Origin of the sequence: Lacibacter sp. H407, assembly GCF_037892605.1 — a bacterium.
Taxonomy (GTDB): Bacteria; Bacteroidota; Bacteroidia; order Chitinophagales; family Chitinophagaceae; genus Lacibacter.
On record NZ_JBBKTU010000001.1, the window covers coordinates 2,957,416 to 2,977,280 of the forward strand.

19 protein-coding genes are annotated in these 19,865 nt (G+C 41.2%); 6 read left to right on the forward strand and 13 right to left on the reverse strand.

Annotated elements, in window-relative coordinates:
• Position 1: 1 nt before the first annotated feature.
• The 3 genes from msrC to WG989_RS12790 form a co-directional block, all read right to left on the reverse strand.
• The gene (gene msrC / locus WG989_RS12780; protein ID WP_340429907.1) at positions 2-505 is read right to left on the reverse strand and encodes a free L-methionine (R)-S-oxide reductase MsrC; all 504 of its coding nucleotides are present in this window, start codon (positions 503-505) and stop codon (positions 2-4) included.
• Positions 506-651: 146 nt separating this feature from the next.
• Positions 652-2,556 carry a family 10 glycosylhydrolase gene (locus WG989_RS12785; RefSeq protein ID WP_340429908.1) on the reverse strand — a complete coding sequence of 635 codons (1,905 nt, stop codon included), beginning with the start codon at positions 2,554-2,556 and terminating at the stop codon, positions 652-654.
• 150 nt (positions 2,557-2,706) lie between these two features.
• Entirely contained in the window at positions 2,707-3,582 is an 876-nt protein-coding gene (locus WG989_RS12790) for a dienelactone hydrolase family protein (protein ID WP_340429909.1), read from the reverse strand.
• 222 nt (positions 3,583-3,804) lie between these two features.
• Between WG989_RS12790 and WG989_RS12795 the strand changes: the two genes are divergently transcribed.
• Positions 3,805-4,182, forward strand: coding sequence for a DoxX family protein (locus WG989_RS12795; protein ID WP_340429910.1), 378 nt, complete (start codon positions 3,805-3,807; stop codon positions 4,180-4,182).
• 8 nt (positions 4,183-4,190) lie between these two features.
• Here WG989_RS12795 and WG989_RS12800 read toward each other — a convergent pair whose 3' ends face one another.
• Positions 4,191-6,182 carry a T9SS type B sorting domain-containing protein gene (locus WG989_RS12800; RefSeq protein WP_340429911.1) on the reverse strand — a complete coding sequence of 664 codons (1,992 nt, stop codon included), beginning with the start codon at positions 6,180-6,182 and terminating at the stop codon, positions 4,191-4,193.
• 148 nt (positions 6,183-6,330) lie between these two features.
• Between WG989_RS12800 and WG989_RS12805 the strand changes: the two genes are divergently transcribed.
• Positions 6,331-8,049 carry an amidohydrolase family protein gene (locus WG989_RS12805; RefSeq protein ID WP_340429912.1) on the forward strand — a complete coding sequence of 573 codons (1,719 nt, stop codon included), beginning with the start codon at positions 6,331-6,333 and terminating at the stop codon, positions 8,047-8,049.
• 77 nt (positions 8,050-8,126) lie between these two features.
• Entirely contained in the window at positions 8,127-8,930 is an 804-nt protein-coding gene (locus WG989_RS12810; protein ID WP_340429913.1) for a DUF5694 domain-containing protein, read from the forward strand.
• Between the two features lie 36 nt (positions 8,931-8,966).
• Here the strand turns inward: WG989_RS12810 and WG989_RS12815 are convergent, their stop codons facing one another.
• The 4 genes from WG989_RS12815 to WG989_RS12830 form a co-directional block, all read right to left on the reverse strand.
• Positions 8,967-9,911 (reverse strand): DUF4034 domain-containing protein, encoded by a 945-nt coding sequence (locus WG989_RS12815; protein WP_340429914.1) that lies wholly within the window; start codon positions 9,909-9,911, stop codon positions 8,967-8,969.
• Positions 9,912-10,016: 105 nt separating this feature from the next.
• On the reverse strand, positions 10,017-12,881 hold the full coding sequence (gene gcvP, locus WG989_RS12820; RefSeq protein WP_340429915.1) for an aminomethyl-transferring glycine dehydrogenase: 2,865 nt from the start codon (positions 12,879-12,881) through the stop codon (positions 10,017-10,019).
• Between the two features lie 290 nt (positions 12,882-13,171).
• The gene (locus WG989_RS12825; protein ID WP_340429916.1) at positions 13,172-13,666 is read right to left on the reverse strand and encodes an SRPBCC family protein; all 495 of its coding nucleotides are present in this window, start codon (positions 13,664-13,666) and stop codon (positions 13,172-13,174) included.
• A complete protein-coding gene (locus WG989_RS12830; RefSeq protein WP_340429918.1) occupies positions 13,663-13,983 on the reverse strand; it encodes an ArsR/SmtB family transcription factor in 321 nt (106 codons plus the stop codon). The genes WG989_RS12825 and WG989_RS12830 overlap by 4 nt, the downstream gene beginning before the upstream one ends.
• Before the next feature lie 164 nt (positions 13,984-14,147).
• Here WG989_RS12830 and WG989_RS12835 point away from each other — a divergent pair, with 164 nt between their 5' ends.
• Complete coding sequence (locus WG989_RS12835; protein ID WP_340429919.1) at positions 14,148-14,630, forward strand: YkgJ family cysteine cluster protein; 483 nt, start codon at positions 14,148-14,150, stop codon at positions 14,628-14,630.
• A gap of 156 nt (positions 14,631-14,786) precedes the next feature.
• Positions 14,787-15,221, forward strand: a complete 435-nt coding sequence (locus tag WG989_RS12840; RefSeq protein WP_340429920.1) for a hypothetical protein — start codon at positions 14,787-14,789, stop codon at positions 15,219-15,221.
• Positions 15,222-15,565: 344 nt separating this feature from the next.
• On the opposite strand, the gene WG989_RS12845 is transcribed toward WG989_RS12840, so the two are convergent.
• On the reverse strand, positions 15,566-16,099 hold the full coding sequence (locus WG989_RS12845) for a thioredoxin family protein (protein WP_340429921.1): 534 nt from the start codon (positions 16,097-16,099) through the stop codon (positions 15,566-15,568).
• Between the two features lie 38 nt (positions 16,100-16,137).
• Here WG989_RS12845 and WG989_RS12850 point away from each other — a divergent pair, with 38 nt between their 5' ends.
• Positions 16,138-16,695: a UbiX family flavin prenyltransferase gene (locus tag WG989_RS12850; protein WP_340429923.1), complete on the forward strand. Its 558-nt coding sequence runs from the start codon at positions 16,138-16,140 to the stop codon at positions 16,693-16,695.
• A 33-nt stretch (positions 16,696-16,728) separates the two neighbouring features.
• On the opposite strand, the gene WG989_RS12855 is transcribed toward WG989_RS12850, so the two are convergent.
• The 4 genes from WG989_RS12855 to WG989_RS12870 form a co-directional block, all read right to left on the reverse strand.
• Entirely contained in the window at positions 16,729-16,911 is a 183-nt protein-coding gene (locus WG989_RS12855; RefSeq protein ID WP_340429924.1) for a hypothetical protein, read from the reverse strand.
• Positions 16,912-16,915: 4 nt separating this feature from the next.
• Positions 16,916-17,812: an MBL fold metallo-hydrolase gene (locus WG989_RS12860; RefSeq protein ID WP_340429925.1), complete on the reverse strand. Its 897-nt coding sequence runs from the start codon at positions 17,810-17,812 to the stop codon at positions 16,916-16,918.
• Between the two features lie 64 nt (positions 17,813-17,876).
• Positions 17,877-19,118, reverse strand: coding sequence for an MFS transporter (locus WG989_RS12865; protein ID WP_340429926.1), 1,242 nt, complete (start codon positions 19,116-19,118; stop codon positions 17,877-17,879).
• A gap of 48 nt (positions 19,119-19,166) precedes the next feature.
• A complete protein-coding gene (locus tag WG989_RS12870) occupies positions 19,167-19,799 on the reverse strand; it encodes a deoxynucleoside kinase (protein WP_340429927.1) in 633 nt (210 codons plus the stop codon).
• Positions 19,800-19,865: the final 66 nt, after the last annotated feature.

A 19,865-nucleotide genomic window follows, 5' to 3' on the forward strand; every position in this document is an offset into this window, starting at 1 on the left:
ATTAGAATTCGATCAGTGCAATAATTTCTTCGAGGTATTGTTGATCTGTTTCGTCGAACGTATTTAAATCAGCACTGTCCACATCCAATACGCCTGCTACTTTTGTATTGCGGATGATAGGTATTACAATTTCTGATCTGCTTAAACTGCTGCAGGCAATATGGCCAGGGAATTGTTCTACATCTTCAACGATCACGGTTCTTGCTTCGGCCCACGATGTGCCACAAACGCCTTTCCCTTTGCGGATGCGGGTACAGGCAACAGGTCCCTGGAACGGTCCCAGTACCAGTTCTTCACTTTTATCAGAAAATGCTTTCGCCGAACTTGGCTTTACCAGATAAAACCCAACCCACAACCAGCCAAATTGCTCTTTCAATGCGGCGCATATGTTGGCAAGATTGGCAACCAGATCGGGTTCACCTTCCAGCAATCCCTTGATCTGTGGTATTAATTGTTGGTATTGTTCTTCCTTGGTGCCTTGTATAATGAGGAGATCTTCTGCCATGGGAAATGATTTCTGCAAAGGTAGGAGAATGGGTGATAGGCAATCGTTAATAGTCAATGGCCAATAGGCAATGTGCAATACGCAAAACAAACCTTATTGTTAATTGCTTCTTGACTATTGTCTGTTGCAAATTGCTTATTGCAGCCTTATTTCTTCACAACAACCTGTATCGTCTTCTCAATTTTTTCTGCACTGATCTTGATCTGGTATGTTCCGGCTGCTAACGTACTTGTATTAAAACGGATCAGTTGTTTCCCGGTCGATTGAATCGCATCGGCCAGTTTCATCACTTCTTTTCCGTTATTATCAAGTACGCTGAGTGTTACCTGCATTCGTTTCGGTAATGTATAACTGATGATGGTGAACGAAGTTGCAGGGTTTGGTTCGGCCAGCAAAACAAATTCAGGTGTAACAGCAGGGACTTCAACAGATGGTGTTGGTTTTTCTGTTGTCGGTTTTGCAACAACTGGATTTGTAACAGGCTCCGGCGGTGTAACGATCACCTGCGTAATAGGAATAAAGGAAGCTTTTACAACAGTACCACGTTCGCTTTCATTATGAAAACGATCCAATGCCGTAACAACATAATAATACTCGGCAGGAACAAGATTACTGTCGACATAGGAAGTAGTTTGTGCATTGCCGGTGATCAACTGGATCGCATCCGCATCATTGAGATCGATAGCATCGCTGTTGAAACGGTACACAACAAACTGCCGCACCTTATCCAGTTCACTGGTTGCAAGAGGAGCTGCACTCCAGCTAAGTTGCACATGATTGTTGCGGATGGTTGCAGTAACATTTTTTACAGGTTGCGGAGCTGTATTGTGTCGCCATGGCATCGTTGGAAGTAAAGCAGGTGTTGTGTACAAATGTTCGGTGAGTGAGTCTCTGAACTTTAATGGATTGCTGCTGAAATATTGTGAGCGAAAAAAAGTGCTCCCGTGAATATTGCTGTAGTTTCTGTTTAAACGGATCTGTTTGTTGATCTGCGAAGAGTTGTACCAGTTTGGATCACGGTCTGCATCTGCATTGATCTTATATAACGCATGACCAACATAAACATGTCTTCCATGTGCATTATTATTCCACCATGGGACCAATACGCTGTAGCTGGCCGTGCTGAAACCGGTGCTCCAGTAAATCTGTGGTGTTACATAATCAACCCAACCTTGTTGCAGCCATTTTTTTGTATCGGCATACACATCGCTGTAACTCTGTAAACCGTTGGTAGCTGAACCGGCTGCATCGCTGCGTTGATTTTGCCAGATGCCAAATGGTGAAACACCAAACTTTACCCAGGGCTTTACAGTTTTAATACTGTCGTAACTGCGTTGAATAAAAAGATTGATATTATCTCTTCGCCAATCGTTTTGATTGGAGATGCCTCTTGCATACGCTGCAAAGGTTGCGTTGTCATTAAAGCGTGCACTTGTTCCGCCTGCTCCGGGGTAAGGATAGAAATAGTCATCGTAATGAATACCATCAACATCGTAGCGACGCAACACATCCATCACAACCGAAAGAACATAATCACGCACAGCAGGAATGCCGGGGTTGAGAATGCGCAAGCTGCCTTGCGACAACAGCCATTCAGGATGTGTTTTTGCTACATGATTGGAAGCATAGCTGCTAATCAGGTAATAGTTATTTACTGCACGATAAGGATTGAACCATGCATGTATTTCAATACCACGCTTGCGGCATTCGTCGATCATAAATTGCAATGGGTCGAAATTATTTGCCGGAGCCATGCCTTGTGTTCCGGTAACTGATGCACTCCAAGGTTCAATGTCACTTGGATAAACCGCATCACACTCATTGCGTACCTGGAAATAAATGGCGTTAATACCAGTTTGTAGTTGCAGATCCAGCATGTTCACTATCGAATCTTTTACCTGCTGTACCGATCTTGTTGCGGTGCTTGGCCAGTCGAGATTTAAAAAAGTAGAGAACCACGTAGCCCGTAACTCTCTTTTTGGTGGAGTTTGTGCGGTAGCAACAGAAATAGAAATTAAAAGGCTCAGGAAGCAAATGATCAGTCGATTCATAAGATGTTGATAGGTACGCAAAATAAGATTTTTTGAAGAGGATCGTTCGCTCTTTGTAACTATTAAGAAGAAATTAGTTGTTGTAATGTTGCTTGTATACAAAAAGGAAGCCAACGGCTTCCTTTTAAAAATGAATCTATAGTGAAAAGATCATCCTAAATGTTTTTTGAAAAAATCGATGGTTCGTTGCCATGCAAGTTTTGCTGCCGCTTCGTTATAACGTGTAGGAGCAGTATCATTATGGAATGCATGATTCACATCGGGATACATGTGTAATTCATACGTCACCTTGTTATCTTTCAATGCCTGCTCGTATGCTGCCGCTCCTGCGTTTACACGTTCATCAAGTGATGCGTAATGTAATTGCACGGCTGCTTTTATTTTAGGCACATCGGCCACAGCTGCCTGCCGGCCATAGAATGCAACAGCTGCTTTTAATTCAGGAACATTCACTGCTAAAGTATTTGCCATGCCACCGCCCCAACAAAAACCAACACAGCCAAATTTTTGATTGCTGTCTTTTCTTGTTTTGAGATAGTTGAAGATGTTGATGAAATTGGTTTGTGTTTCCTGTTGATTGAGTTTAGTGAAGAGTGTTCTTGCCTCATCTTCATTGGCAGGAGTGCCACCCAGCGGAGCCAATGCGTTGGGAGCGATCGCTAAAAAACCTGCCGTTGCTGCACGTCTCGCCACATCTTCAATATGTGCGTTTAATCCACGGTTCTCATGTATCACCACAACTGTTCCATACTTCGCTTCTTTTTTTGGGCGGGCTACATATGCTTTCATTTCACCTGTTACGCCGGGATACGTGATATATTCTGTAAACAGGTCATCACTTGGTGTAACAGCTGCTTTGGCATAATTGCCTTCCAAAAAAGGAAGAATAGCTACTGCTGCTGCAGTACTGCCTGTTAAAATAGCCAACCGCTTCATAAAGTCTTTGCGTGGAAGTGGTTTGTGTGTGTACTCGTCGTAGAGATTAATAATTTGCTGATCCATCTGCATGTTGATTTTTAGATGCATAAGTTACAATCTTTTAAGAGGAATTGTTCTGCCGTTTATGGAATTATGTTTGTTGAAGCAACAGGATTTGAAAAGATAGTCACTCATCCGTTGTAAAGATGGTCGCAATTGACCCTTTAAATTGTCGTATGAGGACAGGCGTTGCTACCAAAAGAGCGTTTACTTTTGTTTTAACCGAAACACAAACAATCAACCTTTCTTGTAAACCTTTAATCAATTAGTATGAAACCAAAAACAATCAACATTCTGTATTGGGTATTTACAATTCTGTTTAGCGGCCTGATGATTTTTTCATCTGTAGGCGGTATTGGTCCGAATGAACAAACCGTTGAAATTTTTCATAAGATGTTGGGCTATCCCATTTATTTTATTCAATTCATCAGTTGGGCAAAAATTATTGGAGCCATCGCTCTGCTTGTTCCCGGTTACAAAACGATTAAAGAATGGGCCTATGCCGGTTTGTTCTTTGATCTTACTGCAGCCGTTTACTCGGGCATTGCTGTGGCTGGAAAATTTGATCCGCAAATGCTGGGGATGTTGATGTGGATCGTGCCGGGAATACTTTCATATTATTTCTGGAAAAAGAAGACAGCTTTGTAATGAGTGCATCAACGCAATAGTAAAACTGTTCCTGTTTGAAGGAATGTTTTGCCTGATAATTGATCAGTATATTTCAACCGCCAGCTATATAAACCTGGCGGTTGTTTTTTGCCGTTCATAGTGCCAAACCATTTCAGATTGTTTGGCTGCGATTGAAAGATAAGCTGACCGTAACGATTATAGATAAGCAGTTCCATACCATTCGCCAAGCCGGTTTGCAGTGGCCCGAACGAATCATTAATACCATCGCTGTTTGGAGTAAATGCGTTGGGCATTATAATGCTGCACGATGATTGAACGGTGAGGTTTTTGGTAACTGTAAGAGCGCAGATGCTGTCGCTAATGGTGAGTGTGATCGGGTAGGAGCTGTTCGATTGCGGATAATTCTGCAGCGGCGGATTTTTTAATGTACTGCTGTTGCCATTGCCAAGATCCCAAAGCCAGGATTTTGCATTTGTACTTTTATCAACAATTAATAATTGCTCTCCTGCACAAATTGTATCGGCGAATTCAAAGTCAATATTCATTTTCTCCTGAAGAAAAAGTTCCTGTGTACTTGTATCAGCACAAAATCCGTTGTTGACTACCAGACGAACAGGTATGTAACCGCTGTTAGCAAACAATATTACCGGTGATTGTTCTTTGCTGATTTGATTATTTCCAAAATCCCAATACCAGTTGTTAATGCCGTTGCCACCCGGATGTGAAAAAGAAACGCTGTCTTCAGTGCAACCTGCTGCAATGGCATACGTGTACGATGCATTCACAGTGTCTTTTAATTCGAAGCTGAATGAAGTGGTGGCAGGTGTTACATCGTTACAGGCGTTGATCAATGTATTACCATCACTACCATTGTTGATTGAAATTGTATAAAGGCCGCCGGTTACGAGTGGTTGTTGCAGTTCTAGTTCAATAGCGTTTGTATAATTTGTTGTGCAGATTGTTGTTGCTTTTATAACAGTAACAGATGATGGGCCGGTGATCGTAAAGTCGCTGCCATTAACTGATACAGAGCTACAGGAAACTTCTTTGCTTAAACGGATGTTTATTTTTTTTGGTCGGCAACTTTCAGGTTCTGCAGATGTGATCGTAGAAAAAGGATACACATCGAATGTGCGTGTTTCGTTTGGAATCGTATTGCCACAAATATCCGTGAGTGTAGTTCCATTGGTTCCGGTTTGTAAACTGATACTGTAGCTGCCCGACGTTAACGTGTTTGTAAAACGAAGAATGACCGAATCCGTTTCAGCATTACCCGTACAACTGACTGTATTGATTGAAAAAGCTGCAGCAGGTGTAATACGAAAATTACTTCCATCAGCAGCAATGCTGTTACAGCGTATGTTGTTACTGAAGCGAAGAACCAATTCGTTGTTAATACAGGAACTGTTGCTGATGCTTGTAAGTTCTGCAGCCGGTGAACTGATATCGGCCGAGCCACCACCAACTGCCAATGTAAATCCGGCTGGTGTGTTATCCATATTTCCCACCATCAACAAATAAGTTCGGCCTGCTTGCAGTTGCGGTGATACTGCAAATGTTGGTTTCAGTCCGTCTTGCGGTAACGATCTGCATTGTGTAAAACTGACACCTGATGCTGACGCACCTGTTGGTCCGGTACTGCCCGACCAGTTGCCGATAATACTCAAACTCCTGTCTGAAAAAATATCCTGTGGATCACGGCCCGTAATATCAAACAGAAACCAATCGTAATTATCAACATTGTTTTTCGGAATAATACTGAAAGAAAATGTACCTGATGTGTTACAAGTGAATTTATAGTAAACCGGGTTGTTGTCTCCATAGCTGGTATTTGAATTTGTACAACCGGCAACAAAAAAACCATTGTTTCTGCAGGGAGCCAGTGTTGCGTGTTCATAACTTCCATTCCCGCAAATCAGGAAAGCAGTGGCAGGTGTTTGGCCGGGAAGCGTGCATACCTGTGCCCGCAGTTCCGTAACAGTTAACAGCAGCAGGCAAATAAGTAATCGTTGAAACATCAACCATAAATTTAAATATTTTGTTTGTGTCTTTTTATGTTTGTTTATCTACTGTTGTCACTCCATCACCTATGGGGAAACGGATGTCACACTTTTGGCCGTTACTCTCTTTTGGCTAACTTAGACTATGCCAACCAAAACAAATTATATGAAATTTTTTCTTTCCTTCTGTTTCTTTTTGCTCTTATTTAGTTTAACTGCCCAGCAAAAAACAACCTGGATCACGAACGTATCAATCGTCAACACAAAAGATGGAAATACACAACCCGGAATGACAGTTGTGCTGAAGGGCGACCGTATTCAACAGTTGATAAAGTATAAAGCAGGCGACAAAATTCCTGACAATGTGCAACTCATTGATGGCAGCGGTAAGTACCTGATGCCCGGTATGGTTGATGGACATATTCATTTTTTTCAAAGCGGTGGTTTGTATACAAGACCTGATGCCGTGAATCTTGGTAAGTTCTATTCATATGAAAAAGATCAACAGTGGATCAGGGATAATCATACTGATTTGATGCGTCGCTACCTTGCCTGTGGTATTACAACTGTTGCAGATGTGGGCGGTCCGTTTAGTAACTATGAAGTAAAAACGCAAAACGAAAGTAGTACGCTTATGCCAAATGCGTGGGTAACAGGTCCGTTGATCTCTACGTTCCAGCCTCCGAACCTTGATCCCAAAGATCCACCGATCGTAAAAGTAAATTCAGAAGAAGAGGCGAGGGAGCTTGTGCGCAAACAACTGCCTTATAAGCCTGACTTTATCAAGATTTGGTATATTGTTTTGCCCAACCAATCTGCAGCAAGCACGCTGCCAATTGTAAAAGCGGCAATTGATGAAAGTCATAAGAATGGTTTGAAGGTTTGTGTACATGCAACCGAATATCAAACAGCAAAACTTTCGGTGGAAGCCGGTGCTGATATTTTGGTGCATAGTGTGGATGACCAATTGCTTGATGCATCGTTTTTACAGATGATGAAGCAGAAGAAAGTAACCTATATTCCTACTGCTATTGTTGCTGCAAAATACAGGGAAGTGTTTAGTCAGCAACATCGCATCAGTGCGCATGATCTTACGTATGCCAATCCGTTTGCTCTCGGTACTTTGTTCGATTTACAGCATTTGCCTGAAAAGGAGATCGGGTTCAGTTATATGTCAATACGTAAACAGGTACAGATCCCCTCAAAGGAAGACAGTATCATTTCCCGCAATATGAAGCTTGTTGCAGACGCAGGTATAAATGTGGTTGCAGGAACCGATGCCGGCAACATCGGTACACAACATGCGTCTTCGTTTTATACAGAGTTGCTTGCAATGAAAGATGCCGGTTTAACCAATGCGCAAATTCTTCGTTCCTGTACGTGGAATGCGGCGATCGCCTTTGGCAAGGAAACAGAAATGGGTTCCATTTCAAACGGGAAACTGGCTAACCTGCTACTGTTGAATAAAAATCCGTTCGACAGTTTACAACACGTAAATGATATTGCTTTCGTCATCAACCGTGGTCAGATTATTAAACGAGATACACTGTTGAAGGTAACAGCAGAGCTGTTGGTGCAGCAGCAACTCAATGCTTATAACGCCCGAAATATTGATGCTTTTCTTACTCCATACAGCGATAGTATTGAATTGTATGAGTATCCTGATAAATTGATTGGTAAGGGCAAAGCGCAAATGCGTGAGATGTACAGCCGTCTTTTTAAAGAAGTTACTAATCTTCATTGCGAACTGGTAAACCGGATGGTGCTGGGAAATACCGTCATCGATTATGAAAGTGTAACTGGGTTTGGTCCTAAGCCTGTAAGAGCCATTGCTGTTTATACAATCGAAGGAAATAAGATCAGTAAAGTACGCTTCATCGAATAATTGCTACACTTCAGCAGGAAAAATGTGTTTAACTGTAACGTTTAAAATAGCTTTATCGTAATACGCAAAACGTTTATATGAAACAGCTATTTATTCTCTGCCTCTTATGTTCATTTGTTGCAACAGCGGGCAATGCACAACAAAAGAAAACCAAGGTGTTATTGTTGGGAAGTTTTCATTTTGATAACCCGGGACTGGATGTGGCGAAATTTGAGAACGCCAATATCCTGTCTGCCAAACGGCAGGCAGAAGTGGTGGAAGTAGTAGAGAAGATCAAACAATTCAGACCCGATAAGATTTTTATTGAGATGCCTGTGGAACGACAACAGCGACTGGACAGCAGCTTTAATAAATACAAAGCAGGTGAACTTAAACTCGGTGCTTCAGAAACACATCAAATTGCTTACCGTGTGGCAAAAGAGCTGAATCACGCAGGTCTGTATGCGGTGGATTATACGGAAGCAAATTTTCCATTCGACAGCTTAATGAAGTCGGCAACTGCCGCAAAGCAGTTTGAGTTTTTAGGAATGATCAAACAAACCATTGAAGCTGTTGAAAAAGAATTTAACGAATCACTGAAAACAAAAACAGTGAAAGAAATTCTGTTGCATCATAATTCGCCTGCTTATATACAATTGGCAGTAGGGATGTACTATGAATTTCTTATTGCTGGCGAGAAAGGTAATCATGTGGGTTCGTATCTCACAAGCGAGTGGTGGAGAAGAAACATGATTATTTATGAAAATATACTGAAACGTTTAGATGGGAAAGAGGAACGTATCTTAATATTATTCGGATCAGGACATACGGCTTTGTTGAATGAAATGATGAAGTACAATCAAAAAATTGAATTAGTGCCATTGTCAGATGTGTTGAAATAAAAAAAAAGTCCCGCTCTCTGAACGGGACTTTTTTAGTTAAAGTTCTTGCAATTGCTTGTTCTTGTCGAGACCGATATACGCCCACGGATATACTGTCATTTTGCCTTGTATTTTTGAAGCCGCATCTCTTGCAAGCTCCGGCTCTTTAAACATATGAAAAACAAAAGCGAAATAGTTGTATAAATAAGGAATCAGCAGACTGTTTGTTGCTTCTTCACGGTAATCACTATACATTACTTTTATTGTTTCTTTTAAGTCTTCGTTTTTGAAAACCTGTTCTTCACTGTCTTTTTCGTCCGTCATGCCATAGTAAAGCCATTCTTCGATAATAGCAAACAGTGGCAAGGTCATCAATAAGGTACTATTGGATTCAGCAAATTGATTGTTTGCGAAATCATACATTTCTTCAATCGACCCACGCCATTTTGGAGTGAGATAATTGATCATCATCATATGCGCCATAAAATGCCCTTCTTGAATATTATTAGCTGCAATAAAGTATCCTTCCGTTACTTCTCTCTCAACGCCTAAACCCATATAAACCCTGATCGTTCGGGCACATGTTTCAGCGTCGTCAGGATTTATTTCGTCTGCAATTTTTAAATGATTGGCAGCTTTTTCCAGAAAATCGAAAAAAAGCTGGGCTCTTTCTTCTGAGACTTCTGAGCCTTGTGCACCGGTACGGGCAATCCATGCCTGCGATGTAAATGAAACTCCGGCAAATAAATTTGCTATGTAGGAAGAAGGATTTGTCATTGCCCAAGCTGCTATACTCTGCTCGCAGGATGGGTTTAACCCAATGCCTTCACACAATAAAGTTTTTGCATCCCATTCAAGTTTTTCATATTCTTTTTCAAACGCAGTGTAATTTTTTTGTTCAAGAAGTAGCTTGAACTCGTGTAAGCGGTGGTAGCCTAACGAGAGATCAATATCGCTTGCTTCATTGCCTGAATTAAATACTTTAAATAACTTTTTAAACATTGCATCAGTTTGAGATATGAAAATATTGAATCTTTCTGTTAAAAAAAACGTCCCGCTAACTGAGCGGGACGTTTACTTATTACCAATTATCTATTGCTTATTGAATTACGCTTCTTCTTCTGCATAACTGCTCACCGGCTCACAGGTACAAATGAGATTACGATCACCATATGTATTGTTGATGCGGCTCACACTTGGCCAAAATTTATTCAGCGTTACATAATACAATGGGAATGCAGCTTGCTGTCTTGTATAGGCATGATTCCATTCATCAGCCGTAACTACATGTTGTGTATGCGGTGCATTCTTTAACGGATTATCTGCTTTGTCTGACTTGCCTTCTTCAATGTCACGGATCTCCTGGCGAATACTCAACATTGCATCACAAAAACGATCCAACTCGGCTTTGTCCTCACTTTCTGTTGGTTCGATCATGATGGTACCCGGTACAGGGAAACTCATGGTAGGTGCATGGAAACCATAATCCATCAAACGTTTGGCAACATCTTCTGCTTCAATACCGGCTGTGTTTTTAAACGGACGCAGATCAACAATAAATTCATGTGCACAGGTGCCATTCTCATCGGTGTAAAGAATATCAAAATCTTTATCCAGTCTTGCCTTCATATAGTTTGCATTGAGGATAGCATACTCTGTTGCACGTTTTACACCATCAGCACCTAGTAAACGTATGTATGAATAACTGATAAGCAATATAGAAGCAGAGCCATAAGGAGCAGCACTAACAGCACCCTTAGTGCCTTGGTTTATATGTCCGGGCAGATAAGGAGCGAGATGTGCTTTCACACAAATGGGTCCCATGCCGGGGCCGCCACCACCGTGAGGAATAGCGAATGTTTTATGCAGATTAAGATGACAAACATCTGCGCCAATCAATCCGGGTGATGTTAAACCAACCTGCGCATTCATATTTGCACCATCCATGTAAACCTGTCCACCATGCTGATGAACGATCTCACAAATTTCTTTTACTGTTTCTTCAAAGATGCCGTAGGTGCTCGGGTAAGTGATCATTACACCTGCAAGATTTGCACTATGTTGTTCAGCTTTTGCTTTAAAATCAGCCACATCAATGTAACCATTTTCCAACGCTTTCACTACCACCACTTTCATGCCCGCCATTACTGCACTTGCAGGATTTGTGCCGTGTGCAGAAATAGGAATAAGAATGATATTGCGGTTTGCATGACCATTTGCTAAATGAAAATCACGAATAGCAAGTAAACCTGCATATTCACCTTGTGCACCACTGTTAGGTTGTAAACTGCATGCGTCAAAGCCGGTGATCACATTTAAGTACTGTGCCAATTCATCAAGAATCTGTTGGTAACCTTTTGTTTGATCAGCAGGAGCAAACGGGTGGATCTTGCTCCAATGTGCCCAGCTCAACGGCATCATTTGTGTTGCAGCGTTCAACTTCATTGTACAACTTCCCAACGAGATCATGGAAGTATTCAACGAAAGATCTTTATTCTCCAGTTGCTTGATATAACGCATCATCTGGCTTTCGCTGTTGTGCGTGTTGAAGTTAGGATGTGTGAGGAACGCACTTGTTCTTGCCAATACAACAGGGATGTGTTGGAGAACAACTTCGTCTTCCACTGCAAAATTTACAGGATCAACATCATTTACAAAACAATTGATGAGGTCATACAGGTCGTCAATATTAGTTGTTTCATCCAATGAAATAACAATTGTACTGCCATCAACATAACGCAGGTTGATTTCCTGCTTTTCTGCTTTTGCTTTTACAGTTGCAATATCTTTTACTTTTACTGCAATGGTATCGAAGAAGAAATCGCTTGCTAATGCAAAGCCTCTTTCTTTTAAACTGTCAGCAACAGTTTGTGCAAGCAATGCTATACGTGTTGCAATGTTGATCAAGCCCTGCGGACCATGATACACTGCATACATCGCTGCCATGTTAGCCAACAATGCCTGTGCAGTACAAATATTTGAAGTTGCTTTTTCACGTTTGATGTGTTGTTCACGTGTTTGTAAGGCCATGCGTAAGGCACGGTTGTTCTGTGCATCAATACTTACGCCGATGATACGTCCGGGGATGGAACGTTTGAATTCATCTTTACAAGTAAAGAACGCAGCATGAGGCCCACCATAACCAAGAGGAACACCAAAACGTTGAGCTGAACCAAACGCAACATCTGCACCCAGTTCGCCCGGAGGAGTCAACAGCGTTAATGCCAACAGATCAGTTGCCATTGCTACAAAACCACCAACAGCCTGTACCCGCTGAATAAACTGGCGATAATCTTCTACCGAACCAATATTGTTTGGGTATTGAACCAACGCACCGAAATATGTTTTATCAATAGACGCTTCTTTGTAATCACCAAACACGATCTCGATGCCCATGGGCGTACCACGTGTGATCAACAGATCTTTTGTTTGCGGGAACACTTCGTTATCTACAAAAAACTTAGGCGCATTGATAACATCTGTGCGGTTTACATGGTGAAACAGCATGTTCATTGCCTCAGCTGCTGCAGTTGCTTCATCAAGCAAGGAAGCATTTGCAATGGGCAAACCGGTAAGGTCGCTCACCATTGTCTGGAAGTTCAACAAGCTTTCTAGGCGGCCTTGTGAAATTTCAGCCTGGTAAGGCGTGTATTGTGTGTACCAACCCGGGTTCTCAAAAACGTTACGTAAGATCACAGAAGGAGTGATGGTATCGTAATACCCTTGACCGATATAATTTTTAAACAGTTTGTTGTTGAGTGAAACATCTTTCAGGTGCTTCAGCAGGTCAGCTTCACTCATTGCATCCGGGATATCCATTTTCTCATGGTTGCGGATAGAGGCTGGTACTGTTTTGCTGATGAGCTCTTCCATATTGTTTGCTCCAACGGTTTTGAGCAGACTTGCTTCAGCTCCGGTGGTACCAATGTGGCGACGGGAAAATTCGTTTTGTTGCGCTTCAAAAAGATTCATGTGCTTTTTTACGTTTATTCAGGTCTGGAATAGTAAAAACTGGGTTACAGTTGACTTTAATTTAACCTTGTGAGAGCTGAAAATTAAAGACGTGCAAAGTTACGGGTAGAACCAATTCAAATAAACGCATGTTAGCAGGTGGGGAAAGACTGTGAAATCGGTTGAGCAGGGGTAGAAGGCTATTAGCCACTAGCTACAAGCTGCAAGCTTGCTTCTGCATCTTTTAAATTCACTAAAATAAAAACCATGATGCATTGTATTTGCTTGCAGCTAAAAGCTTGAAACTTCGTTTATTTATCCTTAAGTAATTCTTCCAGTTGATCAAAGCACATTGAAATGCCCTGTTCAAAGCCCATATCAACAATTGTTTGCAACGCTGCTTCAGTTGGGTAGATCATTTTGAATGCTACTTTGGTGCCTCCTGCTGTTTCAGTAAATGTGTTGCTGCCGGTAGAAACAGGAAGCTCTTGATTGATTGCACCGTTTTCATCGCAAAAACTATCTTTTATTTCAAATCCTTTATGATGTGTAATGGAAATATAATCCATACGTGCCCAATGTTTCTGCCCTTCAGGACCTACCATCGCATACACCCATGATCCGCCCGGCTTAAAGTCCTGCGATTTTGTTTCAACATGCCAGGGTGAAGGCCCCCACCACTTGTCAAGTAAGTCGCTTTCAGTAAAAGCACGCCATACGTATGGAAGCGGAGCGTTAAATTCTCTTGATACTACAATTGATCTTTCCTGAAAATCTTTTGTAATGTTTGTTTGATTGCTGCTCATTTTTTTATTGGTTTTATAGTTGATAATAAGTTGTCTAATTGATTAAACCTTGTGTCCCACATTTGCCTGAAAGGCTCAATAAAGTCAGCCACTTCTTTCATTTTTTTTGGGTTGAAATGGTAATAGATCTCACGGCCTGTTTGTTCCTGCTTTACCAACTGGCATTCAGTAAGAATGCGTAAGTGTTTCGATATTGCCTGGCGGCTGGTATCAAAACATTCGGCAAGTGCGTTGGGCGTCATTGCCTGGGTGGCTATCAAAACAATAATGGCCCGCCTTGTTGGATCGGCAATCGCTTGAAATACATCTCTTCTCATTTTATAAGACGGCTTTAAGAAACCGTTCGGTTGCAAATATATGTGCAATCATTTGGTTTCGCAAGTTTTTTATTGATTTTTTTGAATGAATCGAATTCAAGCGGCAGCTTCTCTTTGCCGGTTCAAATAGCTTGCCGCTTTCGCCTAACAATTACATTTGCAGTATGGCTGATGAATTACTAGAGAATTGGGAAAAAAAATCTGCTGAGCATCAAAAACTGTATGGCCAGTTTTTAAAACGTGCCAACAAGAATAAGGTGTTGAAGCAATTGCCCGATCTGCACGAAGAAGCGTTTGAAAAAATTGATTGCCTGCAATGTGCCAACTGTTGCAAAAATTATTCACCACGATTTAAAACGCCGGATATCAAACGAATCAGCAAACACCTGCGGATGAAAGAAAGTGTTTTTATCGAAACATATCTCTATCTCGATAGTGAGGGTGATTATGTTGTGAAAAGCAAGCCATGTCCTTTTCTCGGTGCTGATAATTATTGTGGTATTTATGATGTGCGTCCATCCGATTGTGAACGTTTCCCTTATACCGATGAAGATGTGATCTTGAAACGTCCGCAGCTAACGCTTAAGAACAGTACTTTTTGTCCGATCACGTATTATGTACTGGAAAAGTTAATTGCTGAAAAATAAAATTGTTGTGCTTTTAACATGTACTCACAGTTAAATTCTTGATGGTCGGGAATTAATCTTTATTTTCATATCGTTAAACAAAACGATGTGTACGACCGAGTATCCGTTCTGTTGTGTGGTATCAATCGATCTTCATCAAAACAATAAATTTATAGTATGAAAACAGTTCAACGTGCGTTTGTATTCTTATTACTTGTATCCGTTTTTACAGCTTGCTCCAAATCATTTATGATCGATGGAAAAAAAGCAAAACAGGTTGCTGTTACTGATCTGGGCGAAATGTATTCAACCTATAACATGTCGGATGCAGAACGCAGAGAAGTAAGTGCTCAGTTAAATAACAAAGCGTTGCTCGATGAAATTATCCGCTATTCAAAAGAAACAACCTGGCCTGACGGTGTAAATACATTGGATGATCGCCTCAACAGCCGTACAACAATGGCGAAATATAATTTTTACAAAGTAGCCACTTTCGGCAACAGAACTATTGTGAGTATCCCGAAAGAAAAGAACGGGCATATGCCTGCATCGTTTGTTCCTACCGGTCCGATGTATATGATCTTTGCGAGTTCTGTTATTGAAATGAAATAAGTTTTTACTGATCGATTTTAGAAAGGCCCTTTCGGGGCCTTTTTCGTTTACAGTTTTTTGTAAAAAAAATATCCCCACCTGGAAAGGAGGGGATTTGGCTAATCAGTTACCATTAACCATTAAACCTTATCATCACTCAAATAGACTGAATACTGTTTTATCGAGTTGCATGCAATTGTCATAAATCTGCAAGGAGTTGGGAGTGCCGGAAAAAATGAAATTTTATGGGCAAAAAAAAACCTCTTCCTAAAAGGAAGAGGCGCTAATCAGTTACCATTAACCATTAAACCTTATCATCGCTGGCAAAATAGAGAATTTTTTTGAATTATTGTTGAAACGTTAAATTATTTCCATGCAGGTTTAAAATTCTTTGCATACCTGTCGAAGCTCACGTTTCCGTATTTTTTTTCAGCAAAATATTTTGTAACCATTTCCATTTCATGTACTTCCAACATCCCTGCAATAGGCTGTGGATCATCATTTATGGAGGGAATGATCACTGTTGTGGGGTATGAAAGTTGTCCGTTTGTAAATGCAATTGCAATGTCATTGGTTTTATAGGACGGGTTAAACTTATAGATCTTGCCTTTCCATTTTACCTCGGCTTTTGTTTCGGCGTTCAACTTAACCGTGTAAAAATTTGTGTTGAGGTATTGAATCAGCTCCTGGTTTGTGTAAGTTTTGCGATCCATTACTTTACACCAGCCGCACCAGTTTGTGTACAGATCAATGAGAAGCGGGCGTGGCTCAACTTTCATTTTTTGCTCAGCTTCTTCCAGACTGATCCACTGCAATTTTTCTTTTGGCTGTAGTTGCTGAAAAGAACTGATGCAGATGAAAAGAATAGACAGGGTGGAATAAAAACGCAACTTTTGCATAGTATTTTTGTTACTTGTACAAATTTAAACGCTTTCACGTGCATAAAATTGTTATTTCTGTTACCGGCGCCAGTGGATCGATCTATGCGAAACTCTTATTGCAAAAGCTTTCAGCCGTAAAAGAGCAATGGACAGAAGTGTCGGTTGTAATGACGGAGAATGCGAAAGAAGTATGGCGTACTGAGTTACAGGACGAAGAATACAAGGACCTTCCCTTCAAAGTATATTCAACAACTGATTTTTCTGCACCGTTTGCATCGGGTTCAGGACAATACAATACTATGATCATTATTCCCTGCAGCATGGGTACGTTGGGACGTATTGCAACAGGTGTATCAAACGATCTGATCACACGTGCTGCTGATGTTGTGTTGAAAGAACGGAGAAAACTGATCTGTGTGGTGCGTGATACGCCGTACAATTTGATCCATATCCGGAATATGGAAACCGTTACATTGGCCGGTGGAATTATTTGTCCTGCTACTCCAAGTTTTTACAGCGTGCCCAAAACAATTGAAGAAGTTGCTGCTACTGTTGTTGATCGTGTATTGGATCTGGCGGGTATCGATATTAAAACGTATCGTTGGGGGAAGTGATGCTGAATTATGAGCTATGAATGATGAGTAAACTTAATCAGAACTGCTGCCACCATCTCCGCCATCGGAACTATCTCCTCCATCATCATACGAATTATAACTTCCACCATCACTGGAGTAATTTTTGTCGGTTGATTGAAGTGCTGTATTCCTGTTCCTTCCCCAACTGAAGAAAAGAATGGTTACAACAATTGCTATGATAATACCGATCCACATATTATTATTTGATCGTCAACTCATCATACACAGCCGTAAGCGATCGTTCAATACCGCCGCCGATCCACTCAGTAACACCGGGAATTGATTTGTTCTTTAAAAATTCTTCTTTTGTTTTTCCGGCTTTTATTTCTGTTTCGCCAAATACCAATAGCTTCTCAAAATAATCCTGCATGGCTTTGATGTCATTTGCTTTTCCATACACTTCAAATCCTTCGGAAGCATGACCATACACAAATGTTGTTTTCTTATTAAAATGCTTGATTGTTTTTTCTAACACTTCAATCCAACTTTTAATGGAAGCACCTGCTGTGCGGTCAATAAACGGATAACGACGGTTGTTGATCAGGTCGCCCATGTGTACAATATCTGCATGTTCAAAATGGATCAATGCATCACCATCGGTATGTGCAGCACCAAAATAATGCAACGTAATTTTTTCATTACCTATCTTTTGGCTCCATGTTTTGCCAAATGTTTGGTTAGGAAATAATTGTTTGTCTTCTGTTTTACTTTGTTTGGCTACACGTTCCTGGTTTGCTTTTGAATTTTCATGCGCCAATACATTTTCAACCAAACCTTTGAACGAAATATTACCACCGCTATGATCGCCATGGTGATGAGTGTTGATGAGTAGTTTGAACGGTTGCTCCGATCTCTTTTTCAATTCATCGATCAAGTGCTTGCTTTGTTCGGGGAACTGCGTGTCAACTACCACCATGCCTTCTTTGCTGATATAAAACAGAATGGTGCCTCCACGTTCTGTAAACACACCAATATTATCGGTGAGCATTTTTATTTTCCATGCTTCCTGTTGAAAGATCTGTGCAAGTAATGATTGTTGAAAAGCCAATGCACCAATACCGAGTGTGGCTGATTGAAGAAAGAATTTTCTGTTCATGTTATGGCAATTGTGAAGTTGTAAATGCTATACAGTTCAATCTAGTATTTTGTTGTTGAAGTTATCAATATTCCAACTTTCGAAGACGGGGTGCTTTTAGCCAGGTAGCAATAACCACAGCAACCGTCATACATCCACCAAAGATCACAGATGGAACTACGCCCATCAGTCGTGCCGCAATACCACTTTCAAACTGGCCCAGTTCGTTACTGCTGTTGATGAACATACTGTTTACACTCATTACCCTGCCTCTCAATTCATCCGGCGTTTTTAATTGCAAAATAGTACCACGTACTACAATACTGATGCCATCTAACAAACCTGCGAGAAACAAGGCCATGAACGATAGCCAGAATAATTGAGAGATGCCGAAAATGATGATGCATACTCCAAAGCCGGCAACTGCATAAAGCAGCAATTTTCCTTGCTGTTTGCGCAGAGGGAACACCGTTAGTAATACGACAATTACGATGGCTCCAAAATCTGCTGCTGCATTCAACCATCCAAAACCAATGGGCCCTACTTTCAAAATGTCTTTTGCAAACACCGGCACCATGGCTACGGCACCACCAAACAATACGGCAAACATATCCAGTACTAATACGCTCAATACTTCTTTTGTTTTATACACAAACCGGATGCCTTCTTTCACACTTTCCCATGTTTTCTTTTCGGCCTGTGCAGGTGCTGGTTTATTGTCAACAGTTGTGAAGATGAGTAGGGCCAACGCAATCGATAAAATGATGGCTGTTAAGGTGCCCGTAATACCAAAACCGGCAATGAGAAAACCTGCCAATGCATGTCCTGTTACCGAAGCTGTTAACCATGTACCCTGACTCCACGTTACAGCGTTTGGAAGCACGGGTCTTGGAACCAATTGCGAAATAATTGCTCCGAACGATGGTCCGCTGAAAGCACGGATGATACCGGTTACAAAAATTACAACGTACACCAGTGAGATAATTGTTGCTTTCCCAAACTGCTGTTCAAAATAGGCAGTGGAAATGAATACTAACAGTGCCACGCAAACGCCATACGATAAGACAGAGCGAATGATCATATTGCGACGATCGCTTTGATCAACCACATGACCAGCATATAACGCCATTGAAACGGCAGGGATCACTTCTGCCAAACCAATCAAACCCAGCGCCAACGGATCGCCGGTAAGTTCATACATCCACCAGCCAACCAGGGTGCCCATCATTCGTAAACCCATAATGAACAAAAACCTTGCAATGGCAAAGTTTCTGAATTCGGTAATACGCACAGCCTGAAATGGATCGGTTGGTAATGGAGTTGTCACAAAACAAATCTATGAACTAATCGCTCAATTTAATAAAATGCGGAACGTTCAGGGAAGTGTAATGTAATGTTGCCCTTGTTCGTATTCCTGATCCAGCGCATCAATAATTACCTGCAAATGTTTTTCATTGCTCAAAAAATCGGCATTGCTGGCATCAACGAACAGTGTTTTAATATTATGCTGTTTGATGTATTGCGTATATGTTTCCTGGATACTCAGCAGGTAGTCGTCGCCGATCTGCTGTTCGTAGCTGCGGTTTCTTCGTTTGATGTTCTGTTGTAAACGGTCAACGGGTGAATGGAGGTAAATAAGAATTTCCGGTTGCACCAATTGCTGATGGATGATATCAAACAAACTCTGGTACAATCGAAATTCATCGGCCGGTAAATTCACCTTTGCAAACAACAGGCATTTTGTGAATAGATAATCAGAAATCGTAATGGAGTTAAAAAGGTCTTGCGTATGCAGCAGATCTTTCAACTGTTTGTAGCGCTCAGCCATAAAAAACAATTCCAGCGGAAAGGCGAACTGCTGCGGGTTTTCGTAAAACTTGGGCAGGAATGGATTGTCTGCAAATTCTTCTAGTATCAACCGGGCATTAAAATATTTACTGAGCAAGTGTGCCAGTGTGGTTTTACCAGCGCCAATATTTCCTTCTATAGTTACAAAGTTGTACTTCATCCGGGTGGCAAATTAAAGCAAGCACAGAAATCCTCACATCAATTTATACAGTTTGTGGAAAAGTAT

Excerpts from the sequence above, each read along its gene's own strand:
- msrC (WP_340429907.1), bottom strand. The coding sequence starts at position 505 with ATGGCAGAAGATCTCCTCATTATACAAGGCACCAAGGAAGAACAATAC.
- WG989_RS12785 (WP_340429908.1), bottom strand. The coding sequence starts at position 2,556 with ATGAATCGACTGATCATTTGCTTCCTGAGCCTTTTAATTTCTATTTCT.
- WG989_RS12790 (WP_340429909.1), bottom strand. The coding sequence starts at position 3,582 with ATGCATCTAAAAATCAACATGCAGATGGATCAGCAAATTATTAATCTC.
- WG989_RS12795 (WP_340429910.1), top strand. The coding sequence starts at position 3,805 with ATGAAACCAAAAACAATCAACATTCTGTATTGGGTATTTACAATTCTG.
- WG989_RS12800 (WP_340429911.1), bottom strand. The coding sequence starts at position 6,182 with ATGTTTCAACGATTACTTATTTGCCTGCTGCTGTTAACTGTTACGGAA.
- WG989_RS12805 (WP_340429912.1), top strand. The coding sequence starts at position 6,331 with ATGAAATTTTTTCTTTCCTTCTGTTTCTTTTTGCTCTTATTTAGTTTA.
- WG989_RS12810 (WP_340429913.1), top strand. The coding sequence starts at position 8,127 with ATGAAACAGCTATTTATTCTCTGCCTCTTATGTTCATTTGTTGCAACA.
- WG989_RS12815 (WP_340429914.1), bottom strand. The coding sequence starts at position 9,911 with ATGTTTAAAAAGTTATTTAAAGTATTTAATTCAGGCAATGAAGCAAGC.
- gcvP (WP_340429915.1), bottom strand. The coding sequence starts at position 12,881 with ATGAATCTTTTTGAAGCGCAACAAAACGAATTTTCCCGTCGCCACATT.
- WG989_RS12825 (WP_340429916.1), bottom strand. The coding sequence starts at position 13,666 with ATGAGCAGCAATCAAACAAACATTACAAAAGATTTTCAGGAAAGATCA.
- WG989_RS12830 (WP_340429918.1), bottom strand. The coding sequence starts at position 13,983 with ATGAGAAGAGATGTATTTCAAGCGATTGCCGATCCAACAAGGCGGGCC.
- WG989_RS12835 (WP_340429919.1), top strand. The coding sequence starts at position 14,148 with ATGGCTGATGAATTACTAGAGAATTGGGAAAAAAAATCTGCTGAGCAT.
- WG989_RS12840 (WP_340429920.1), top strand. The coding sequence starts at position 14,787 with ATGAAAACAGTTCAACGTGCGTTTGTATTCTTATTACTTGTATCCGTT.
- WG989_RS12845 (WP_340429921.1), bottom strand. The coding sequence starts at position 16,099 with ATGCAAAAGTTGCGTTTTTATTCCACCCTGTCTATTCTTTTCATCTGC.
- WG989_RS12855 (WP_340429924.1), bottom strand. The coding sequence starts at position 16,911 with ATGTGGATCGGTATTATCATAGCAATTGTTGTAACCATTCTTTTCTTC.
- WG989_RS12860 (WP_340429925.1), bottom strand. The coding sequence starts at position 17,812 with ATGAACAGAAAATTCTTTCTTCAATCAGCCACACTCGGTATTGGTGCA.
- WG989_RS12870 (WP_340429927.1), bottom strand. The coding sequence starts at position 19,799 with ATGAAGTACAACTTTGTAACTATAGAAGGAAATATTGGCGCTGGTAAA.